The organism is Kitasatospora sp. NBC_01246 (genome assembly GCF_036226505.1).
Taxonomy (GTDB): domain Bacteria; phylum Actinomycetota; class Actinomycetes; order Streptomycetales; family Streptomycetaceae; genus Kitasatospora.
The window spans coordinates 4,400,630-4,415,096 of sequence record NZ_CP108484.1; the positions used below are offsets into that span (position 1 = coordinate 4,400,630).

The window sequence follows — 14,467 nt, forward strand, 5'->3', positions numbered from 1 at the left end:
GGACCGGTTCCATGGCAGTCTGGGCGGGTGGCGATCACGGACAACGGCAGCACCGACCAGACCGCGCACCGCGCCACGCTCCTCGGCCTGCTCCGCGGGCGAGATTTCCGCCGGCTGCTGACCGCCCGGGTGCTCTCCCAGCTCTCCGACGGCGTCTTCCAGGTCTCGCTCGCCGCCTACGTGGTGTTCTCCCCGGAGAAGCAGTCCTCCCCCGCCGACATCGCCTCGGTGCTGGCCGTGATGCTGCTGCCGTTCTCCGTGATCGGCCCGTTCGCCGGCGTGCTGCTGGACCGCTGGCGCCGCCGTCAGGTGCTGTTCTACGGCAACCTGGCCCGGTTCGGGCTCGGCCTGGTCACCGGCGGCCTGCTCCTGGTCGAGGCCCCGACCGCGCTGTTCTTCGCCTCCGCGCTGCTGGTCACCGCGCTCAACCGGTTCATCCTGGCGGGCCTGTCCGCGGCGCTGCCCCGGGTCGTCCCGCAGGACCAGCTGGTGACCGCCAACGCGCTCTCCCCCACTCTGGGCACGGTCGCCGCGGCCTCCGGCGGAGGCCTGGGCTTCCTGCTGCACCAGGTGCTGACCCCCGGGCCGAGGGCCGACGCGGCGCTGGTCACCGTCGCCGCGCTGCTCTACCTGTCGGCCGCGCTGGCGGCCCGCCGGATGGACCGGGACCTGCTGGGGCCCGAGCACCGCACCGACCGACCGCCGCTGGGCCGGGCGCTGGTGCTGGCCGCCCGCGACCTGGGCGCGGCCGTCACCCATCTGGTCCGGGACTGCCGGCCCGCGGTGCACGCCCTCGCCGCCGTCACCGCGGCCCGGTTCTGCTACGGCGTGCTGATCGTCGTCCTGGTGATGCTCGCGCGCTACACCTTCAACGACCCGAGTGACAGCGCCGCCGGGCTGGTCACCCTGGGCCAGGCGGTCGGCCTCTCCGCCGCCGGCTTCTTCCTCGCCGCGGTGATCAGCCCGTGGTGCACCCGCCGGCTCGGGCTGGGCGGCTGGATGACGCTCTGCCTGGCGGCTCCGGTGGTCTTCGTGCCCGCGCTCGGCCTGGGCTTCTCCCTGGTGCCGTGCCTGATCGCGGCGCTGCTGCTCGGCGTGGTCACCCAGGGCACCAAGATCTGCGCCGACACCGTCGTCCAGGAGTCGGTCGAGGACGACTACCGCGGCCGCGTCTTCGCCATCTACGACGTGCTGTTCAACGTCGCCTTCGTGGCCGCCGCCGCGGTGACCGCGCTGGTGCTGCCGCTCTCCGGCCGCTCGGTCGGGGTGGTCGTGGGAGTCTCCCTGGTCTACGCGCTCGCCGCCGTGTTCTATCTGCGGGCGGCCCGGCGGACCGGACCGCTCCCCGGCGACCGGGTGTCCTGAGACCGCGCACCCTCGGAACCTGCCCCGTCCGGGTGAGTCGCTAAGGTACGTCAGATCTGTCGGAGCGACAGCACTCTGTCTCGGGGGAGAACCTGATGAGCACACCGCCCGGTCCGTACGGACCGCCGCCCCAGTACGGCTATCCGCAGCCCCCCGGGCCGGGCGTTCCACCCCAGGGCGGACCGCCGTACGGTGCTCCGCCTCCGCAGTACGGCCCGCCCCAGCCGGCGCCCGCCGGCTACGGACAGCCGCCGGCCTACGGCTACCCGGCCGCGCCGCCGGCCGCCCCGGCCGCCCCCGGGTACGGGCAACCCCCGTACGGTCCGCCACCCGGCGGCCAGGCCCCGTACGGCCAGCAGCCGCCGTACGGGCAACCGCCCGCCGAGCCGGCGCGCAAGACCGGGACCAAGGCCAAGCTGAAGGCCGGCGTCGCCGTGGTCGGTGGCGCCGCGCTGGTCGTCGGCTACTTCGTCAGCGGCCCGAGCGTCAGCAGCGCCAAGGCCGGCGACTGCGTCAAGGCCAGCGGCTCGCGCAGCGTCGACATCGTCAAGTGCACCGACAGCAAGGCCAATTACAAGGTGCTGGCCACGTTCGACAGCACCGACACCAGCCGCTGCAGGCAGACCGTCGGAACGACCAGCACCGTCTCGGGCAAGAGCGGGCGGCGCTAGAACAAGAAGCGCTACGTGCTCTGCCTCGGTCCGCTCACCACCGGTGTGCCGCCGGTCAAGAAGTCCTGACCCCTTCTCCTCACCGCTCACCTTCCACGGGGGACCCTTTGTCCGTTCCACCTCCCCAGATGCCGTACGGCGCCCCGCCGCCGGCCGACGCCAACCCCTACGCGGCCGGCAATCCGTACGGCGCCCAGCCGCCGCCCGCGGCCCCGCCCGGCTACGGCTACCCCGCCGCGCCGCCGCCGGCCGCACCCGGGTACGGAGTGCCCGCACAGCCCGCACCGCCCGGTTACGGCTACCCGCAGCAGCAGGCCGGGTACGCACAGCAGGCGCCCCAGGGCGGACCGGTCTGCCGGTTCTGCGGCGGCTTCCCCGCCGTGGAGACCACCGTCCGCGGGCACCAGGGCATCATCATCGTCATGCGGTTCCTGAAGCAGCCGGGGCCGTTCTGCCGCACCTGCGGCACCGCGGTGGTCCGCGACATGTCCGCCCGCACCCTGGTCCAGGGCTGGTGGGGCTACCTGTCCTCGATCATCACGCCGATCACCCTGCTGCGGAACCTGGCCGCGCACAACAAGATCAAGGACCTGCCGCCGCCCGCCCCCGGCACCCACGGCCCGCAGCTCGACCCGGGCGTCCCGCTGACCAAGCGGCCGCACATGCTGATGCTGCTGCTGCCGATCCTCTCGATCACGTCGTTCGTCATCCTGATCACCACCGGCGCGCTGCTCGGCGCGAACCACCGCAGCGCCACGCCGTACCACCCGATCGTGCTGCCGCCGCCGGCCACGGTGTCCATGCCCCCGATGCCGTCCTTCTCGCTGCCGCCGATCCCGGAGATCACCACGCCGGGCGCGGCGAAGCCGTCCTCCCCGGCCGGGGCCTCCTCGGTGCCCAGCGACATCGACCGGGCCAAGGCCGGCGACTGCCTGCGCAACGAGAACGGGACGGGCGCCACCCACGACCCCAACCCGCGGATCACGATGCTCGCCTGCTCCGACTCGCGGGCCCAGTACAAGGTGCTGCGCAAGATCCTCGCCTCCAGCGACGACAAGGCGTGCGACAACGTGCCGAACTCGGACAGCAGCTACACCCGCGAGGCGTCCACCGCGGCGCTGAGCTACGTCCTCTGCCTCCAGGGGATCAACGGCTGACGGCCCACCGCCACGACGCGGGAGGGGTGGTCCGGGGAGTCCCCGGGCCACCCCTCCCGCGTGCCGCGCCCTGCTCAGCCCTGCTGGGCCGCCCACCAGGCACGGAGGGCGGCGACCGCCTCCTCGTGCTCCAGCGGGCCGTGCTCCAGACGCAGTTCGAGCATGTGCTTGTACGCCTTGCCGACCTGCGGACCCGGCTTGAGGTCGAGCAGCTCCATGATCTGGTTGCCGTCCAGCGCGGGGCGGACGGCGTCCAGCTCCTCCTGGGCCTTCAGCTCGGTGATCCGCTCCTCCAGCCCGTCGTACGTCCGGGAGAGCGCCGCCGCCTTCTTCCGGTTGCGGGTGGTGCAGTCGGAGCGGGTCAGCTTGTGCAGGCGCTCCAGCAGCGGCCCGGCGTCGGTGACGTAGCGGCGCACCGCCGAGTCGGTCCACTCGCCGCCGCCGTAGCCGTGGAAGCGCAGGTGCAGCTCGACCAGGCGCGAGACGTCCTCGGTGAGCTCCTTGGAGTACTTGAGCTCACGCATCCGCTTGCGGGTCATCTTGGCGCCGACCACCTCGTGGTGGTGGAAGGAGACCCGACCGTCGGACTCGAAGCGCCGGGTCCGCGGCTTGCCGATGTCGTGCAGCAGCGCGGCGAGGCGCAGCGTGAGGTCGGGGCCGTCCTGCTCCAGGTCGATGGCCTGCTCCAGGACGGTCAGCGAGTGCTCGTAGACGTCCTTGTGCCGGTGGTGCTCGTCCCGCTCCAGCTTCAGCGCCGGCAGCTCGGGCAGCACGTGGTCGGCCAGACCGGTGTCGACGAGCAGCCGCAGGCCCTTCACCGGGTGGGCGGCGACCAGCAGCTTGTTGAGCTCGGCCTGGACCCGCTCGGCGGAGACGATGGTGATCCGCTCGGCCATCGCGGTCATCGCGGCGACCACCTCGGGGGCCGGCTCGAAGTCCAGCTGGGCGGCGAAGCGGGCGGCCCGCATCATCCGCAGCGGGTCGTCGGAGAAGGACTCCTCCGGGGTGGCGGGGGTGCGCAGCACCCGGGCCTCCAGGTCGTCCAGACCGCGGTGCGGGTCGACGAAGCCGCGGTCGGGCAGGTCGACGGCCATCGCGTTGACGGTGAAGTCACGGCGGACGAGGTCCTGCTCGATGGTGTCGCCGTAGGTGACCTCGGGCTTGCGCGAGGTGCGGTCGTACGCCTCGGAGCGGTACGTGGTGATCTCGATCAGGAAGGAGCCCTGCGGGGTGTCCTTGCGGGCGCCGACGGTGCCGAAGGCGATGCCGACGTCCCAGACGGCGTCCGCCCAGCCCTTCACCAGCTTCAGGACCTCGTGCGGACGGGCGTCGGTGGTGAAGTCCAGGTCGTTGCCGAGGCGGCCGAGCAGCGCGTCCCGGACCGAGCCGCCGACCAGCGCGAGCCGGTGCCCGGCGGCCTGGAAGCGGCGGGCGATCTCGTCGGCGACCGGGGACACCCGGAGCAGTTCCTGCAGCCCCCGGGTCTGCGCCTCGCTCAGCCCTGGGACGGCCTGGGTGGCGATGCTGGAATGATGGGCGCCGGACTCGTGGGCGGTGGGCTCATTGGCAGTGGACACGGCTCACAAGGGTACGTGGCCCGGCGGCCCCGCTGCCCGCGCGTTTTCCGGTGCTCACCCCAAGGCCCGCAACACTGCACCACCCGCTGCATCGTTACCATGCCGGGTGGAGCGAGTCTCGGGCACCGGCGAGGAGCCGCGGTGCCGCGCGCCGGCACGGCCGACCGGACCGTCGGGCGGACGCGTTCCTCACCACCGATCAACCGATCCACCGATCCACGGCCGGTCCTCTCCGGCCGGCGGGACATCCGCAGCAGTACAGCATCAAGCAGCGAGCAATCGAGAACGGCGAGGGCGAAGCGCGTGGGCGAGCCGGCACGGCACTCGGGCCTGGAGGCGGACGGACACCCTGGGCGGGCCTGCGAACGCACCGGAGGTGCCGCCGACGGGCGGGGCCCGGGGCGCCGCCCGGCGCGTGCCGTCCGGCGGCTGGCGGCCGTCCTCGGCGCCGCGCTGGCGCTGCTCCCGGCCGTGCCGGCCGGGGCGACCGGGGCGACCGGGGCGTCGCCTGCGGGGGGCGTCCGTCCGGCGGCCGGGACGGCGGTCTCCGCCGAGTACCCGGTGGTGATGACCATCGACGGCGTGAACAAGCCGGTGGCCGTCCAGAACGGCACCGTGACGATCACCGGGCAGGTCACCAACGCCGGTCAGTCGGTACTGAAGTCGGCCCACGCCGCGGTGCGCAAGCCCTGGCAGGGCCGGCCGCTGACCACCCGCAGCGATCTGACCGTGACCGCCGGGCGGACCAACCCGGTCGGCGCGGACGGCGTCGACCTGGACAGCCCCCAGTACGCGCTGAACGAGCTGGGCCCGGGCCAGAGCCAGCCGTTCACGCTGAGCGTCGCGGTGGCCGACCTCCAGCTGTCCGGCGGTGAAGGCGTCTACGAGCTCGCCGTGGACGTCTGGGGCTCGACCGGCGACAACCAGCACGACCGCCCGCTGGGCATCGCCCGCACCTTCCTGCCCTACACCCCGTCCACGGCCGAGGCGCAGCCCTCCAAGCTCACCACCGTCTGGCCGCTGGTCCACGCCCCGGTGCTGGCCGCGCAGACGATGTCCGACAACGACCAGAGCATCCCGGTGCTGCGCGACGACAGCCTGGCGGCGGAGTTCGCGCCGGGCGGCCGGCTCTACGAGCTGGTGGAGACCGGCGCCACACTGCCGAACCTGACCTGGGTGGTCGACCCGGACCTGCTGGACACCGCGTTCGCGATGACCAAGCAGTACCGGGTGCAGAAGCCCGACACGGAGAAGAAGGCGGCGAAGGAGGACAACACCGTCGCGGGCAGCGGCTCGGCGGCCGCCACGGCCTGGTTGGAGAAGCTGCGGGCCGCCGTGGCGAAGGCGGGCAGCCAGGTGGTGTCGCTGCCGTACGCCGATCCGGACCTCGCCTCGATCGCGCACAACGCCGCCGAGCTCCCGGGGGTGGACGCCGCGCTCGGCAAGGCCGCCACGGCGGGCCGGCTGACCGTCGAGGGCCGGCTGGCGGTGGACACCCGCTCGGACGTGGCCTGGCCCTACCAGGGCTACCTGGACCAGCAGATCGCGGGGATGGCCCAGCGCACCGGCAGTTCCCTGGTGCTGGTGAACGGCGCGAGCCTGCCGGAGCCGGACGCGTTGAAGTACACCCCGACCGCCGTGCGCCCGATCGGCAGCGGACAGAACGCGGTGGTGGCCGACGAGACCGTCTCCGCGCTGTTCGACCGGGACCTGAACACGCCGCAGGAGCAGACCCTGGCGGTCCAGCGCTTCCTCGCCGAGACCTTCGTGATCTCCCGGCAGGAGCCGCAGAACCCGCGCGGTCTGCTGGTGATGCCGCCGCGCGACCTGACCGCAGGCACCGCCAAGGCGCTCGCCACCGCCGTGCTGGCGGCGCAGGCCGGCAGGTGGGTGGATCCGGTCAAGCTGGACACGCTCGCCCAGGCCGCGGCCGATCCGAAGGCCAACACCGCCGTCCCGGCGGCCACCGACTACCCGTCGCAGGCCCGGGCCTCGGAGCTGCCGTCCTCGGCGCTGACCGACACCATCAGGATCCAGAGCGATCTGGACACCCTGATGCGCGTGCTCACCCTGCCCCAGCGGGTGCGCGGCCCGTTCAGCGCCGCGATGGTCCGCTCGATGTCGACCGAGTGGCGGGCGCAGGCGCCGGAGGGCTCCGTCTACCGGGACGGCGTGGCGGGCTACCTCAGCGAGCTGACCAGGGCGGTGTACGTCCCGAAGAAGAACGTCATCACCTTCGCCGGTGACACCGGGGTGCTCCAGGTGAGCGTGCGCAACGACCTCACCCAGCCGGTCACCAACCTCAAGCTGGTGCTGCTCCCGAGCCAGGCCAACCGGCTCAAGATCCGGCCCGCCGAGGAGCTGGTGCTGCCCGCTTCGCAGAGCGTCACCCTGCGATTCCCGGCCGAGGCCCAGAACAACGGGCCGGTGTCCGTGACCGCCCAGCTCTGGACCACGGGGCCGAACCCGCAGAAGTACGGCAAGGAGCAGGTCTTCACCGTGGAGGTCACCTCGGTGACCAACGGGGTGCTGTACGTCTTCGGCGGCGGTCTGGTGCTGCTCCTGCTGGCGGCCCTGCGGTTCTTCCGCCAGCGCAAGCGCCGTGCGGAGGGCGACGGCGACGAGCCGTACGGTGACGCGCCGCTGGGCGACCACCCGCTCGACGACGCCCCGGCGGCCGCCGGCGGGGCAGCCGAGCGGCCGGCCCGGCCCGAGGGGGCGGCGGACCGGGCGGAGCCCGCGGCGGCGGACGGGGACGGCCCGCAGGGGCCGGAGCGTGGAGGAGCCGCGCAGACACCGCGCGGCAGCACCGCAGATGGCCGGGATCGGACCACCAGTGATGAGAAGGTTGGTCCTTGACACCGCCGATACCCGCCCGTTTTCTCCGGGGCGGCCTCCCCCACGACATCGAAGAGGTGACATGACCGGGCGCAGCGAGGAGCGGCCGCCGGGCCGCGGTGAGGGCCGGCCGGGTGCCGAGTCGCCGTCCGGCGACTGGTACGTGGCCGACACCTACGCCCAGGACCCGTACGCGGCCGACGCGTACCAGGGTCCCCAGGACGGCCAGGACCCGTACGGTCTGCGGGCCGCCCGGCCGGCCGAGCCGCAGCCGCCGGTCGCCGCGTACGACGTGCCGCCGCAGCTGCCGCCGCAGAACGGCGGCTACCCGACGCCGGTCCCCCCGGCGACGTTCGCCCCGCCCGTCCCGCCGGTGCAGCCCGGTTGGGACACCCCGGTGCAGCAGGGCGCGGCCCATCAGGGCGCGGCCGAGCAGCCGGTGGCGGCCTGGCAGCAGAGCGCGCCCGACTGGGAGCAGCCGGCTCCGGTGGGCGGCCAGTGGGGCGGCCAGGAGCAGCGGCACCAGCAGCAGTGGCAGCCCGGCCCGGCGCACTCGGCCTGGGACTCCGAGAGCACCGAGTACGTGGGCGTGGACGGCCTGTTCGGCGGCCGGTCCACCGAGGCCGCGGCCCAGCAGCCCCCGGCTCCGCAGCCGTCGGCTCCCCCGATGACGGCCCAGCCGCCGGTCGGACCGGCGCCGTTCCCGTCCTCCGCGCCGTTCCCCCCGGCCGACGCGTACCACGGGAACCCGGGCCACCCCGGTCCACAGGGCTACCGCAACGGTCCGGAGGGGCAGCGCCCGTTCGTGCCGCCGATCGAGTTCGACCCGCCGCTCTCCGAGGAGGAGGCCACCATGCAGGTGGCGGCGGTCCAGCTGCCGCCCGCGGTGGAGCCGCTGGAGGAGCTGGCCGCCGAGGCGCCCGCCGCACCGGCCCCCGCCCCCGCCACCGGCGGCGGCGGCAAGGTGTCGAGCCTGCTGAACTCCAGCGCCATCATGGCGGCCGGCACGCTCGTCTCCCGCGGCACCGGCTTCCTGCGCACCATGGTGATCGCCGCCGCGATCGGCCTGGGCGTGATGGGTGACTCCTACAACGCGGCGAACACCCTGCCCACCCTGCTCTACATCCTGATCGGCGGCGGCGCCCTGAACGCCGTCTTCGTGCCGCAGCTGGTCCGCAGCATGAAGAACGACGCGGACGGCGGCACGGCCTACGCGAACCGGCTGCTCACCCTGGTGATGGTGGGCCTGGCCGGGGTGACCTTCGTGGCCGTGCTGGGCGCTCCGCTGCTGGTGCAGCTGATCGCGCACCCCCTCATGGGCAACGCCGCGAGCGCCGACACCACGGTGGCCCTGGCCCGGTACTGCCTGCCGACCATCTTCTTCATGGGCGTCCACGTGGTGATGGGGCAGATCCTCAACGCCCGCGGCCGCTTCGGCGCGATGATGTGGACCCCGGTCCTGAACAACATCGTGGTGATCTTCACCTTCTCCGCCTACCTCTGGGTCTACGGCGGCGCCGGCACCACCCAGGTCAGCCCGGAGACGATCTCCCCCGAGGGCGTCCGGCTGCTCGGGATCGGCACCCTGGTCGGCCTCGCCGTCCAGGCGCTGTCGATGGTCCCGTACCTGCGGGCGGCCGGCTTCCACTACCGGCCGCGCTTCGACTGGCGCGGCCACGGCCTGGGCAAGGCCGCCCGGCTCGCCAAGTGGACCTTCTTCTTCGTGCTGGCCAACCAGGCCGGCTACCTGGTCATCACCCAGCTCGCCACCTCGGCCGGGGACTCCGCCGCGAAGGGCGGCCACGGCGGTGTGGGTCTCGTCGCCTTCTCCAACGCCCTGCTGATCTGGCAGCTGCCGCAGGCCGTCATCGTCGTCTCGATCATGAGCGCGGTGCTCCCCCGGCTCTCCCGGGCCGCCGCCGACGAGGACGCCGGCGCGGTGCGCGACGACCTCTCGCACGGGCTGCGCAGCACCGCGGTGGCGGTCGTCCCGGCCGCGTTCCTGTTCCTCTCGCTCGGCCCGGCGATCGGCCGCGCGATCTACGCGGTGGGCGGCAACGACGTCGCCCTGGACAACGCCACCAACGTCGGTCTGATGCTCTCCGCCTTCGCCCTGGGCCTGATCCCGTACTCGGCGCAGTACGTGATGCTGCGCGGCTTCTACGCGTACGAGGACACCCGGACGCCGTTCTCCAACACCGTCTGGGTGGCGGCCTGCCAGGCCGTGTTCTCCCTGGTCTGCTGGATCGTCCTGCCGTCCGAGTGGGTCGTGACGGGCATGGCGTTCGGGTACGGTCTCGCGTACGCCGTCGGAGTGACGGTGGCGGTGCCCAAGCTGAAGAAGAAGATCGGCGGCCTGGACACCAAGCGGATCGGCAAGACCTACACCCGGCTGATCACCGCCTGTGTGCCGGCCACCCTGGTCGGGCTGGGCGTCAGCCTGGCGGTCCAGCAGGTCATCGACGGCTGGACCGGCAGTGTGCTGACCATCGTCCTGGCCGGCGGCGTCCAGCTGGCCGTCTTCGTGCTGATCGCGAAGAAGCTGCGGATCGAGGAGCTGAACGCCATGCTGGGCATGGTGCGCGGCCGACTGGGTCGCTGACCCTTCGTACCAACCGGTCCGTCCAGACGGCGCCCTGACCGGGCGTCAACCGGACGGACCGGACTCTCCGCCCCCACGGGCGGGTGCTGGGCCGCCGTCGGTGTCCGGGATCGCCCGGGACCGAGCCGGCGGCCCAGTGTCGGATCTGCACCACATCTCTCCACCGGCACGCAACCGCGGGTACCTTTCAGCGGTCGTACTCGGTGGAGAAGAGTGGGCACAATTGTCCTGGAGCACAGGGCCTCGGCCCGAGCGCTCCAGCGACTCTCTCAGGCCGGGGCGACACAAGGGGAGGCAGGACCACGGTGGCTGATGGCACCAAGGCGGTCGTCGACACGTCAGCGGCTGACGGGGCGGCGGACGAAGCCGCACTGGCCGCGGCGATCGACGAGCTCGCCGAGACGGCCCCGTCCACCACGTCCGGCGAGGACGCCGAGGGCGCCGACGAGGACCGGGCGAAGCCCGCGCGCCCCGCCGGCGAGGAGACCTCGGAGATCACCGCGCCGCTCTCCGCCGACGAGATCCGCGCCGAGCTCGCCGCCCGCGAGGCCGGGCCCAAGCCGGCCGCGGCGCCCGCCGGCCGGCCCTCCGGGCGCCCCCCGCAGGACCCGCAGCCGACCCACGACCCCCGTGACACCGCCACCCTCCCGCGGACCCTGCCCGCCCCGCTGCGGCACAGCGGCGACAAGGTCGGCCACCGGTACCGGCTGGAGGAGTGCATCTCCCACACCGAGACCTTCAGCAGCTGGCGGGCGGTCGACGAGAAGCTGCGCCGGGCCGTCGGCGTCCACCTGATGGCCTCCGGTCACCAGCGCGCCCGGGCGGTGCTGGCGGCCGCCAAGTCGGCCGCGCTGCTCGGCGACCCGCGCTTCGTCCAGGTCCTGGACGCCGTCCAGGAGGGCGAGCTGGTCTACGTCGTGCGGGAGTGGCTGCCGCACGCCTCCGACCTCGCCAAGCTGCTCGTCACCGGCCCGATGGAGCCGCACGAGGCCTACCAGATGGTCCGCCAGGTCACCGACGCGGTGGCCGCCGCCCACCGGCGCGGCCAGGCGCATCTGCGGCTCACCCCGCGCTGCGTGCTGCGCACCGACAGCGGCCAGTACCGGATCAACGGCATCGCCGTCGACGCCGCCCTGCGCGGTCTGCCCGCCGAGGGCGCCGACGAGGACGCCGAGCGCACCGACACCCGTGCCATCGGCGCCCTGCTGTTCGCCGCGCTCACCCACCGCTGGCCGTTCCCGGAGGACCGCTACGACCTCCAGGGCCTGCCGAAGGACCTCCGCGACGTCCCGCCGGACCAGGTCCGGGCAGGCGTCCACAAGGGCCTGTCCGAGCTGGCCGCGCGCGCCCTGTTCGACCAGCCGCCGCACCACGCGGAGCCGATCTCCTCCCCGGAGGAGCTGGCCAGGGCGATCGCGCTGATGCCGCGGATCCGCCCGCCCGAGCCGGAGCTGCCCGCCTTCACCCCGCCGCCCCGGCACACCACCCACGCACTGCCCACCGCGCCCAACCCGACCCGGGTGGTGGCCGCCCCCGGCGCCGGACCGGCGCCCGCCCCGGCCCGTCCGGCCCCGGTCCGGCGCACCCGCCGCCGGCTGCGCCGGGCGCTCAAGGTGACGGCCTGGACGGTGGCCCTCGGCGCGATCGGCGTCGCCTCCTGGCAGCTGGTGGACCACCTGCGCAACCCCGGGACCTCCGTGGCCGCCGCCGACCCCTCGCCCTCCGGGACGTCGCCGACCGCGCACACCGCCCCGCACCCGCCGGTGCCGATCCAGATCAAGGACGCCCAGGCGTTCAGCCCGTCGGGCGAGAACAAGTACTCCCCGGCCAAGGCCTTCGACGGCGACCCCGGCACGTCCTGGGTCAGCTCCTGGTACAACGACCAGCTGGGCCCCAAGCCCGCCCTCCGGGACGGCATCGGCCTGCTGCTCGACCTCGGTTCCCCGCAGGCCGTCAGCTCGGTCAGCGCGCAGTTCGTCGGCAGCACCACGGCGGAGTTGCGGATCCCCGGCCCGCAGGCGGCCGGCGACCCGGCCAGGGCACAGCCGGGCGACTTCACGGCGGTCGGCAAGCAGAGCGGCACCACGCTCGACTACGCCCTGGAGAAACCGGTCACCACCCGCTACCTCTTGCTCTGGATGACCAGCCTGCCGAAGGATACGGACGGCAAGTACAAGGCCTACGTCTCCGAGGTCAAGGTCTCCGGCTGACCGGAGCCCGACCGGACGGGCACGGCAGGACGCCGCGCCCCGCCCGACGGGGGCGGGGCGGCAGGACACGGAACGGGCGAGGGGTGGCAGTGGCGGACGGGGCCGACCGGACGGACGACGACGCGGCGCTGCTCGCCCGGCACGTCGCCGGCGACCGGGCCGCCTTCGGCCTGCTGGTCGACCGCCACCGCGACCGGCTCTGGGCGGTCGCCCTGCGCACCCTGGGCGACCGCGAGGAGGCCGCCGACGCCCTCCAGGACGCGCTGGTCTCCGCCTTCCGCGCCGCCCACACCTTCCAGGGCCGCTCGGCCGTCACCACCTGGCTGCACCGGATCGTCGTCAACGCCTGCCTGGACCGCGCCCGGCGCACCGCCGCGCGGCGCACCAAGCCGCTCGACGACGACCCGCAACGCCTCGACGCCATGGTCGGCTCCGCCGAACCGGCCGACTCCCCGGTGGTCCGCGCCGAGCTGCACCGGGAGGTGGCGGCGGCGCTCGGCGAGCTGGCGCCCGAGCAGCGGGCCGCGCTGGTCCTGGTCGACATGCAGGGCTACCCGGTCGCCGAGGCGGCCGAGCTGCTGGGCGTGCCGGTCGGCACGGTGAAGAGCCGCTGCGCCCGCGGCCGGGCCCGTCTGCTGCCCCTGGTGCGGCACCTGCGCGAGGGCCGCGGCGCCGATGTTCCACGTGCAGCCGATGTTCCACGTGCAGCTGATGTTTCACGTGAAACGGGGCCCTCGGGAGCAGCCTCCCCGGACGGCGCCGGACCGTCGGGAACCGCCCCGGGCGGCCGCGCGGCGCCCCCGGGGAACCCGCCCGGGGCCAGGACCGTCAGAGGAACAGGCCCCGACACCGGTCGGCCCATTCTGGAAGGAGACGCGAGCACGCGATGACGGCCCCCCTCTCCTCCCCCGACCCCGTCGGAGCGCACCCCTCCGTCGACGAGCTCGCCGACCTCGCCGAGGAACTGGTCGAACCCGCGGCCGCCGAGGCGCTGCGGGCGCACCTGGCCGGCTGCGCCGACTGCCGCGAGACCGCCGAGGCGCTCGCCGAGCTCGCCACCCTGCTGGCCGGGGCACCGGCCCCGGTGATGCCCGCCGACATCGCGGCGCGGCTGGACGCGGCCCTCGCGGCCGCGGCGGCCGACGCCGACGCGGCCGACCCCGGTACGCCCCCCGCCACGGCTCCCGAAGGCCCCCACACGGGCACCGGGGCCCCCTCCCGGTCCATGGACCCGGCCGCCGCCCCGCGCCCTGCCACAGCCCCCCTCGGGCCGCCCCGACGGCCGGCCAAGGCGAACTCCGCCACCGGTCCGGGCCGCCACCGCCCGCGCCGCCGACGGGCCGCGGTCCTGCTCGGCGCCGCGGCCGCGCTGCTCGCGGTCGGCCTCGGCAGCTCGCTGCTGCTGCGGCCGGCCGAGCGGCAGACGGCGGACACCGCCTCCGCCCGGGCCGCCGCGACGGCTCCCTCGGCCGGCCCCGAGGCGCAGCTCTCGACCGGCGGCACCGCGTACCAGGACGACCGGCTCGCGGCCCAGGTGCAGCAACTGCTCGCCCGTAGCGGCGCGACCCCCGACGGCCGGGCCGAGACGTCCGGGTCCGCCGCGCCACCGGCCGACGGCGGACCGGGGCTGGGCCCGGGCGCGACCCGCAAGCCCTCCGCCTCGTCCGCGCCGGCACCCACCGACGGCGGACCGGGCCTCGGCCAGGGCGGCAGCGCCCCGGCCTGCCCGGCCCCCGCCGACGGACCGCTGCTGGCCTCCGAGCGCGGCAGCTACGCCGGTGACCCGGCCGAGCTGCTGGTGTACGGGGTGGCGGGCAGGGCCGACCGGGTCGACGTCTACCTCCGCGCGCCGGACTGCGGCCCGGTGCTGCTGCACCGCACCGTCCCGGCCCCCTGACCGGCGCGCCGACCGGCGCCCCGCGGCAGGACCGCCGAGGCGCACCCGTGGGCTGCGGGCACGCCGGGAGACCGGCCCCGGCCGCCCGCCGCGCCCGCACCGTTCCCGTGCGATCCACGCCGGGTGCGGCCCGGCACTCCCACACTGCGG

General features: G+C 74.6%; 9 protein-coding genes. 8 read left to right on the forward strand and 1 reads right to left on the reverse strand.

Annotated elements, in window-relative coordinates:
* Positions 1-27: 27 nt before the first annotated feature.
* The 3 genes from OG618_RS19390 (at position 28) to OG618_RS19400 (ending at position 3,193) form a co-directional block, all read left to right on the forward strand.
* The gene (locus tag OG618_RS19390; RefSeq protein ID WP_329488782.1) at positions 28-1,365 is read left to right on the forward strand and encodes an MFS transporter; all 1,338 of its coding nucleotides are present in this window, start codon (positions 28-30) and stop codon (positions 1,363-1,365) included.
* Positions 1,366-1,460: 95 nt separating this feature from the next.
* The gene (locus OG618_RS19395) at positions 1,461-2,036 is read left to right on the forward strand and encodes an LppU/SCO3897 family protein (protein WP_329488783.1); all 576 of its coding nucleotides are present in this window, start codon (positions 1,461-1,463) and stop codon (positions 2,034-2,036) included.
* 128 nt (positions 2,037-2,164) lie between these two features.
* Positions 2,165-3,193 carry an LppU/SCO3897 family protein gene (locus OG618_RS19400; RefSeq protein WP_329488784.1) on the forward strand — a complete coding sequence of 343 codons (1,029 nt, stop codon included), beginning with the start codon at positions 2,165-2,167 and terminating at the stop codon, positions 3,191-3,193.
* A 74-nt stretch (positions 3,194-3,267) separates the two neighbouring features.
* Here the strand turns inward: OG618_RS19400 and OG618_RS19405 are convergent, their stop codons facing one another.
* Complete coding sequence (locus OG618_RS19405) at positions 3,268-4,716, reverse strand: CCA tRNA nucleotidyltransferase (protein ID WP_396486185.1); 1,449 nt, start codon at positions 4,714-4,716, stop codon at positions 3,268-3,270.
* Between the two features lie 357 nt (positions 4,717-5,073).
* On the opposite strand from OG618_RS19405, the gene OG618_RS19410 reads away from it, so the two are divergent.
* The 5 genes from OG618_RS19410 (at position 5,074) to OG618_RS19430 (ending at position 14,317) form a co-directional block, all read left to right on the forward strand.
* Positions 5,074-7,629 carry a DUF6049 family protein gene (locus OG618_RS19410; RefSeq protein WP_329488785.1) on the forward strand — a complete coding sequence of 852 codons (2,556 nt, stop codon included), beginning with the start codon at positions 5,074-5,076 and terminating at the stop codon, positions 7,627-7,629.
* Between the two features lie 61 nt (positions 7,630-7,690).
* The gene (murJ, locus tag OG618_RS19415; RefSeq protein ID WP_329488786.1) at positions 7,691-10,210 is read left to right on the forward strand and encodes a murein biosynthesis integral membrane protein MurJ; all 2,520 of its coding nucleotides are present in this window, start codon (positions 7,691-7,693) and stop codon (positions 10,208-10,210) included.
* 305 nt (positions 10,211-10,515) lie between these two features.
* A complete protein-coding gene (locus OG618_RS19420; protein ID WP_329488787.1) occupies positions 10,516-12,420 on the forward strand; it encodes a protein kinase family protein in 1,905 nt (634 codons plus the stop codon).
* Positions 12,421-12,509: 89 nt separating this feature from the next.
* Positions 12,510-13,310: an RNA polymerase sigma factor SigM gene (sigM, locus tag OG618_RS19425; RefSeq protein ID WP_329492176.1), complete on the forward strand. Its 801-nt coding sequence runs from the start codon at positions 12,510-12,512 to the stop codon at positions 13,308-13,310.
* A complete protein-coding gene (locus OG618_RS19430) occupies positions 13,307-14,317 on the forward strand; it encodes a zf-HC2 domain-containing protein (RefSeq protein WP_329488788.1) in 1,011 nt (336 codons plus the stop codon). The genes sigM and OG618_RS19430 overlap by 4 nt, the downstream gene beginning before the upstream one ends.
* Positions 14,318-14,467: the final 150 nt, after the last annotated feature.